Below are 7,672 nucleotides of genomic sequence, written 5' to 3' on the forward strand. Positions count from 1 at the left end.
TCGGCCGGGTCGTCGGCGAGCGGGCCGGCCGGACCGTCGGAGGTGTCGTCGTCGGCGCCCGCGTCGGCGGTGCGCAGCGCGTGCCGCGCCTGCTCGAGCACCTCGGCGATCGTGGCCGCGAGCGTGTCGAAGGCCGCCGGTCCCGAGGAGCGGAGGTTCGCTCCCGGCCCCTCGGCCTGCGCGAGGAGCCCGCCGCCCACCGACGCGGCGACCAGTCGCGAGCGCGTCCCCCCGACATCCCCGGCGAGCACCAGCTGCTGGCGCATACGGCTCCCTCCTCCAGCGTTCCCCGTCGAGCGTCCCACATCGTAGGGCCCGCTCCGCCTGTCCTACGCTGTACCAAGCGACGCCCACCGATCATTGGAGACCACGTGAGCATCCCCCGCAGGGACCCGAGCCGCCTCGACGTCGACCTGGTGGGCCTCGCCTCGCCCACCGAGGAGCGCAATCCCGCCAGCGCCGAGCTGGACACCCTCGACGCCCGCGGGATGGTCGACGTGATCCTCGGCGAGGAGGCGACCGTCGCCGCGGCGGTCCAGGCGCGGTCCGCCGAGATCGCCGCGCTGGTGGAGACGTGCGTGGCGGCGATCGCGGACGGCGGCACCGTCCACTACCTCGGGGCCGGGACCTCGGGCCGGCTCGCGGTGCTGGACGCGGTCGAGCTCGCCCCGACCTTCGACGCCGACGAGTCGATGGTCACCGCCCACCTCGCGGGCGGGCCCGGCGCCTTCCTCACCGCGGTCGAGGGCGCCGAGGACTCCGCCGCGCAGGGCGCGCAGCTGGTGCGCGAGCAGTGCCGCGAGGGCGATGTCGTGATCGGCCTCGCCGCGAGCGGTCGCACCCCCTTCGTGGCCGGTGCGCTCGAGGCCGCCCGCGCCGCAGGGATGCCCACCGCGCTGATCTCCGCGAACCCCGCCGCGCCGCTCGCCCCGCTCGCGGACCATCCGATCCTCCTCGACGTCGGCCCCGAGGTGGTCACCGGCTCCACCCGCATGAAGGCCGGGACGGCGCAGAAGCTCACCCTCAACGCCCTCTCCACCGCGACGATGGTCCGGCTCGGGACCACCTTCGGCAACCTGATGATCCAGGTGCGCCCCACCAACGAGAAGCTCGTCGCCCGCACCGTGCGGATGCTCGTCCAGGCCAGCGGCGCCGATCCCGAGGACGCGGCGCGGGTGCTCGAGGCCGCGGGCGGCAGCGTGCGCGTCGCGCTGGTCGCTCTGCTGGCGGGGGCCGATGCCGACGCGTCGGCCGCCGCGCTCGAGGACTTCCCCCGGGACCCCCGCCGGATCGGCGACCCCGCCGGGATCCGCTCAGCGGTGGCGGCGCTGGGCGGGTAATTCCCTCGACGGCGCCGGGGCGCGGCCCCTACGGTGGCGACCATGCGTCTGTGATCAGCCCCGCGCCCGCCGTCCCTCCGCGCCGAGGAGCAGATCCATCCCCTCCATACCCCGTGTCGCGACCCGGCTCGAGGCCGCGCTCGCGGACTGGGGCGGGACCGTGCTGATCGCCTCCCACGACCGCTGGTTGCGCCGCCGCTGGGACGGGGAGCTGCTCGAGCTCGGCGACACAGACGTTCACAGTCCTCGCCCCGCCGGCGCGCGACGGACAGGCTGAGCGCAACCCCCGACGCCCAGGAGGAGCGCAGCCATGACGCACCAGCCCCAGAAGTTCGAGACCCTCGCCGTCCACGCCGGCCAGACCCCCGACACCGACGCGGGCTCGCGCGCCCTTCCCATCCACCAGACGACCAGCTTCGTCTTCCCCTCGGCGCAGTCCGCCGCGGACCGCTTCGCGCTCGCCGAGGCCGCCCCGATCTACACCCGCATCACCAACCCCACCCAGGCCGCGGTCGAGGACCGCATCGCTGCGCTCGAGGGCGGCGTCGCCGGGCTCCTGCTCGCCTCCGGGCAGAGCGCCATCACGCTGTCGATCCTGAATCTCGCCGGGGCCGGCGACTCGATCGCCGTCTCCCCGAGCCTGTACGGCGGCTCCTTCAACCTCTTCAAGCACACCCTCCCCCGCCTCGGCATCACCCCGCAGTGGGTCGAGGACCCGACCGATCCCGCCTCCTGGCGTGCCGCCGCGGACGAGACCACACGCGCCTTCTTCGTGGAGTCGATCCCGAATCCCCAGCAGGACATCCCGGACCTGCGCGCCCTCGCCGACGTCGCCCACGAGGTCGGCGTCCCGCTGATCGTCGACAACACCGTCGCGACGCCCTACCTGCTGCGCCCCCTCGAGCACGGCGCGGACGTGGTCGTCCACTCAGCGACCAAGTTCCTCGGCGGGCACGGCACCTCGATCGCCGGGGCGATCGTGGACGGCGGCAGCTTCGACTTCACCGCCCACGCCGAGAAGTACCCCCAGTTCACCGAGCCCGACGAGTCCTACAACGGCCTCGTCTTCGCCGGGGTGCCCGGCCCCTTCGCGACCCGCGCCCGCACCAACCTGCTGCGCGACCTGGGACCGGCCGTCTCCCCGTTCAACGCCTTCCTCATCGGGCAGGGGCTGGAGACGCTGCCGCTGCGGATGGAGCGCCACCTGGAGAACACCCGCCGCGTCGCCGACTTCCTCGAGGCCGACGAGCGGGTGGGCACGGTCACCTGGGCCTCCCTGCCCTCCTCCCCGCACCACGAGCGGGCACAGCGTTATCTCCCGCAGGGCTCCGGCAGCGTGCTCGGCTTCGAGCTGCCCGGCGGCCTCGAGGCCGGTCGCCGCTTCGTGGACGCCCTCACCCTCCACTCGCACGTGGCGAACATCGGCGACGTGCGCAGTCTTGTCATCCACCCCGCCTCGACCACCCACTCGCAGCTGACCGAGGAGGAGCTGCGCGCCGCCGGCGTCGCCCCCGGCTTCGTGCGCCTCTCCGTGGGCATCGAGCACATCGACGACATCCTCGCCGACCTGGAGCAGGGGCTCGCGGCGGTGTCGGCCTGAGCGGCCGCGCCGCGGGCGGGAGCTCGCTGGACGCCGGGGTCGCGGTGATCGTTAGGCTGGGGCCATGAGCGATGCGAGCGACCCCGGCGCCCTCGTGGCGCCCTCCCCGCTGGAGACGTGGCCGCCCGCGTGGTCCCCGGCCGCCGTGGTGATGGACTGCGACGGACTGCTGGTGGACACCGAGGGGCGCTGGCTCGCGCTGCAGGAGGACTATCTCGCCGACCACGGTGCCTCCCTCGACCCGGAGGCGCGCCGCGCCCTGACCGGCCGGCCGATCGAGGTCGTGGTCACCACGATCGCCGAGGCCATCGGCAAAGACCCGCACCGCGCCGGGGCGGAGCTGATGGCCGCCCACCAGGAGCGCCTGGAGGAGCCGCTCGTGCCGCTGCCCGGGGTGGTCAGGACCGTCCGGGCGGTCGCCGCGGTGCGCCCCGTCGCCGTCGCCTCGAACTCCCCCCGGGACCTGCTCGAGCGGACCCTCGACGCGCTCGGCCTCACCGACGCCTTCGACGCCCGGGTCTCCCACGACGACGTCGCCGCCGGGAAGCCGGCCCCCGACCTCTACCTCGCCGCCGCCGCGGCGCTCGGCGTCGATCCCGCCGACTGCCTGGCGCTGGAGGACTCGGAGACCGGCGCCCGGGCCGCCCTCGCCGCGGGCATGCAGCTCATCGCGGTGCCGTCGATCCCCGGCCAGGACCCCGTCGCGCCGCGCCGGCTCGACTCCCTCGAGGACCCCGTCCTCGCCGACTGGATCTCGAGCTGGGAGGCCCGCCGGTGAGCACCGCGCCCGACCGCTTCGCCCGCGCCTTCGGCGACTGGACCCCGCGCGCCGTGGTCTTCGACTGCGACGGCCTGCTGCTGGACACCGAGTCGGTGTGGCAGCGCGCCCAGGACACGGTCGTCGCCGCGCGCGGCGCGGTCCTGGACCCCGAGGACGACGCCGTGCTGCACGGCTCGACGATCGAGGTCGCCGCCGAGCTGATCGCCCGCCGCTCCGGCCACACCGAGGCCGAGGTGCTCGCCGACCTGCACCGCGAGTTCGACCACGAGCTCTCCGGCGGGGTGCGCACCCTGCCCGGCGCGGCCGAGGTGCTGCGGGCGGCGGCGGCCCGGGTGCCGCTGGGCTGCGCCTCGAACTCCTGGCTCGAGGCGCTGGACCACAAGCTCGTCGCCGGCGGCCTGCGGGAGCACTTCACCGTCCTCGAGGCCTCGGACACCGTCGAGAACCCCAAGCCGGCCCCCGATATGTACGCCGCGGCGGCCCGCGCCCTGGGCCAGCGGCCCGAGGACTGTCTGGCCCTGGAGGACTCCGGGACCGGTGCCCGCGCCGCCCGCGACGCGGGGCTGCGCCTCATCGCGGTCCCCGCGCCCGGGCACCCCGTCCCGCCCGCGGACCTCGCCCTCACCTCCCTCACCGATCCCGAGCTCGCGGCCTGGATCGCGACCTGGTGACCAGGGAGTGATCCGGCGCGGATGTCCGCGCATGTCACTCGAGTTGGCCCCCGGGCGCAGATCCGGTGTTCACTGGACCCCATGACCACTTCGTCGGAACCCTCCGCGCCCCTGTCCTCCCGCGCCCACGGCTCGCCGCTGCGCGGCCGCGGCTGGCTGAACACCGGCGGCGCCGAGCTGGACCTCGAGACGCTGCGCGGGAAGATCGTGCTGCTGGACTTCTGGACGTTCTGCTGCGTGAACTGCCTGCACGTCCTGGACGAGCTGCGCCCCCTCGAGGAGAAGTGGGCCGATGAGCTCGTCGTCATCGGCGTGCACTCCCCGAAGTTCGAGTTCGAGAAGGACCCCGAGGCGCTGCGGGCCAACATCGAGCGCTACGAGGTCTCCCACCCCGTGATCGACGATCCGGAGCTGGAGACCTGGAGCGCCTACGGCGCCCGCGCCTGGCCCACCCTGATGGTCCTGGACACCCACGGCCGCATCGCCGGCAACCTCTCCGGCGAGGGCCACGCCGCGAACCTCGACCGCCTGGTCGCCGAGCTCGTCGCCGAGGGCGAGGCCGACGGCTCGCTGCGCCGCGGCCCCGCGCCGACCGTCCTCGCCGAGCGGACCGAGCAGACCCTCCGCTTCCCCTCGAAGCTCGCCGTCCTGCCCGACGGCCGGCTGGTGGTCTCCGACGCGGGCCAGCACCGCCTGGTCGTCTTCCAGGCCGACGGCGCGACGGTCGACGCGATCATCGGCACCGGGGAGCGCGGGCACGCCGACGGCGACGAGGACACCGCCCAGTTCGCCGAGCCCAACGGCGTCCTCGCCCTGCCCGCCGAGGTCGCCCACGAGGTGGGCTACGACCTCCTGGTCGCCGACACCGCCGGGCACCGCCTGCGCGGCGTGAAGATCGGGCAGGACCGCCTGCTGCGCTCCCGCACCACGACCGAGGTCACCACCCTCGCCGGCACCGGCGAGCAGTGGATGCAGGGTGAGCCGCTGCCGCGCGGCGAGGGCGATGCCCGCACCTACAGCCTCTCCACCCCCTGGGACCTCACCTGGAGCCACTCCCTGAACCGGGCCGTGATCGCCATGGCCGGGATCCACCAGCTGTGGACCTTCGACCCCGTCACCGGCGCCCTGCTGGTCCTCGCGGGCACCACCCAGGAGGGCCTGGTCGACGGCCCCGCCGTCACCTCCTGGTGGGCTCAGCCCTCGGGCCTGGACGAGATGCCCGACGGCCGAATCGTGATCGCGGACTCCGAGTCCTCCGCAGTGCGGCTCCTGGACCCGCAGACCATGCAGGTCAGCACCCTGGTGGGCAAGGGCCTGTTCGACTTCGGCCATGTGGACGGACCGCTCGACCGGGCCCGCCTCCAGCACCCGCTCGGCGTGACCGCCCTGCCCGACGGGCGCATCGCGATCGCCGACACCTACAACGGCGCGATCCGCCTCCTGGACGAGGAGACCGGCGAGGTCGTCACCGTCGCGACCGACCTCAAGGAGCCCTCCGACGCGATCGTCGGCCCGCCCGTGGACGGGATCGGCCAGCTGATCGTCGTCGAGTCCGGCGCGCACCGCATCACCTGGGTGCCGGTCGCGAAGGCCGCCGAGCGCGTGATCGACGAGGGCGCCCAGCGCTCCGAGCGGCCCGCGACCGAGGTGGGGCCCGGCCCGCTCACCGTGCGCGTGCTGTTCACGCCGCCGCCCGGGCACAAGCTCGACGACTCCCTCGGACCGTCCACGCAGGTCACGATCGCGACCACGCCCACCTCGATGCTGAAGGCCGGGGGAGGGGTGGACACCGCGCTCGAGCGCACCGTCACCCTCGACCCCGCGTACACCGAGGGCGTCCTCCACGTCAGCGCCCGCGCCGCCTCCTGCGACGCGGACCCGGCCGTGGAGTTCCCCGCCTGCCACATGCACCAGCAGGACTGGGGGGTCCCGATCCGAGTCGTCGAGGGCGGCCCGGATCATCTGGACCTCTCCCTGCTCGCCTGACCTCTGACTCCGACGGAAGCTGAAGCCGACCCGTGGATCTGATCACGCAATTCCCCCTCGGCGACGATCTCGCCGTCACCCTGCTCGTCCTCGGCCTGCTGGCCGTGGCCGCGCTCGTCGCCGGGGCGGTCGTGCCCACCCGGCTGCGGCGCGACGAGGACAGCGCCGAGGTGGACCCGACGCTCGGACGGCGGCTCGGCGCGCCGCTGCTGTCCTCCGCCTCGATCCTGCTGTGGGTGGGGCTGCCGCTCGCCGTGGTGGTGTACCTGGCCCCCGGCGGGACCGACGACCGCATCCTGCGCTCGGCGATGCTGCTGGTCGGGCTCGCGCTCGGCCCGCTCGCGGCCTGGCGGGGCCTGGCGATCCAGCTCGCGGCGCTCGGCGTCGATCCCGAGCGGCGCGGGGCGATGGTCCCGCGTCTCGGGGCGCTCACGGTCGCCGGCGCGCTCGCGCTCGCCGCGCTGCCCGTGGTGATCGCGGTGTGGTTCCTGCAGAACACGGCCGGGCCGGCGCTCATCGCCCTCGCCGCGGGCGCCGCGATCTCCGCCCTCGTGGTGCGGGCCAGCGCGGCCCCGGTCGAGGCGGGCGCGGCCGCGGCCGCGGTCCTGGTCGGCACCGACGAGCACGAGCTCGACGTCGACGACGAGGACAACCTCGGCGGCCCCCACCTGCGCAGCGCCCGCATGGTGCGCCGCGGCGGGGCCCTCAGCGCCGACCTCGTCGCCGTCGCGACCGCCGGCGCCGCCCTCGGCGTGCTGCTCGGCGTGCCCGTCCTCGCGGCCGAGGGCTTCGTCGTCACGCTGCTGGCGCTGGGCATCGCGCTGCTCGCCGCGGGCGTCGCCGCCGTCGTCCCCCATGCGGGCCGCGAGGGCCACGAGCGCGGGGCGCTGCAGCTGGGCGGGCTGATCCCCTCCGTGCTCGGCGCCGCCGGCGCGGCAGCCGCCGCGGCGCTGTGGATCCCCTCGCAGTACAAGGACCTCCGCTTCGAGGACGTAGGGCTCGAGAACTTCACCGATCCGGCGATCACCGGCGGCACCGACACGCCGCGCGAGCAGCTCGAGCCGCAGATCGAGGAGCTCGGCGGCGACCTGAGCCAGTTCATCTCCCAGACGGACGACTCGCAGTACGCCTCCGCCTTCCTCGACATGCTCGCCCTCTACGGCATCACCCCGAACGTCGTGGTCGCCGTGGCGCTGGGCCTCGGCGCCCTCGCCGCGCTCGCGACGGTGCTGCTGCTGGGCGGCACCGGCCATCGCCTGGGCGGCTCCGTGCTGCGCGCCGCCCGCACCTCCCG

Annotated in this window: 5 protein-coding genes and 2 pseudogenes; 6 read left to right on the forward strand and 1 reads right to left on the reverse strand. The window is 74.9% G+C overall.

Annotation, left to right across the window (positions count from 1 at the left end; translation table 11 throughout):
• Positions 1-266: pseudogene (locus tag HMPREF3159_RS07315) on the reverse strand (N-acetylglucosamine kinase); the annotation flags it as partial.
• A gap of 105 nt (positions 267-371) precedes the next feature.
• On the opposite strand from HMPREF3159_RS07315, the gene HMPREF3159_RS07320 reads away from it, so the two are divergent.
• From HMPREF3159_RS07320 to HMPREF3159_RS07345, 6 genes and pseudogenes are all read left to right on the forward strand, one after another.
• Positions 372-1,340 (forward strand): N-acetylmuramic acid 6-phosphate etherase, encoded by a 969-nt coding sequence (locus HMPREF3159_RS07320; protein WP_070500433.1) that lies wholly within the window; start codon positions 372-374, stop codon positions 1,338-1,340.
• A 310-nt stretch (positions 1,341-1,650) separates the two neighbouring features.
• A complete protein-coding gene (locus HMPREF3159_RS07325) occupies positions 1,651-2,940 on the forward strand; it encodes an O-acetylhomoserine aminocarboxypropyltransferase/cysteine synthase family protein (RefSeq protein ID WP_070500434.1) in 1,290 nt (429 codons plus the stop codon).
• A 64-nt stretch (positions 2,941-3,004) separates the two neighbouring features.
• Positions 3,005-3,718, forward strand: a complete 714-nt coding sequence (locus tag HMPREF3159_RS07330; protein ID WP_070500436.1) for an HAD family hydrolase — start codon at positions 3,005-3,007, stop codon at positions 3,716-3,718.
• Positions 3,715-4,392, forward strand: coding sequence for an HAD family hydrolase (locus HMPREF3159_RS07335; protein WP_070500437.1), 678 nt, complete (start codon positions 3,715-3,717; stop codon positions 4,390-4,392). The genes HMPREF3159_RS07330 and HMPREF3159_RS07335 overlap by 4 nt, the downstream gene beginning before the upstream one ends.
• An 81-nt stretch (positions 4,393-4,473) precedes the next feature.
• Positions 4,474-6,378 (forward strand): thioredoxin-like domain-containing protein, encoded by a 1,905-nt coding sequence (locus tag HMPREF3159_RS07340; RefSeq protein ID WP_070500439.1) that lies wholly within the window; start codon positions 4,474-4,476, stop codon positions 6,376-6,378.
• A 32-nt stretch (positions 6,379-6,410) separates the two neighbouring features.
• Positions 6,411-7,672, forward strand: a pseudogene (locus HMPREF3159_RS07345) (pyrophosphatase); the annotation flags it as partial.

Source organism: Brachybacterium sp. HMSC06H03, from assembly GCF_001807385.1.
GTDB classification, from domain to species: domain Bacteria; phylum Actinomycetota; class Actinomycetes; order Actinomycetales; family Dermabacteraceae; genus Brachybacterium; species Brachybacterium conglomeratum.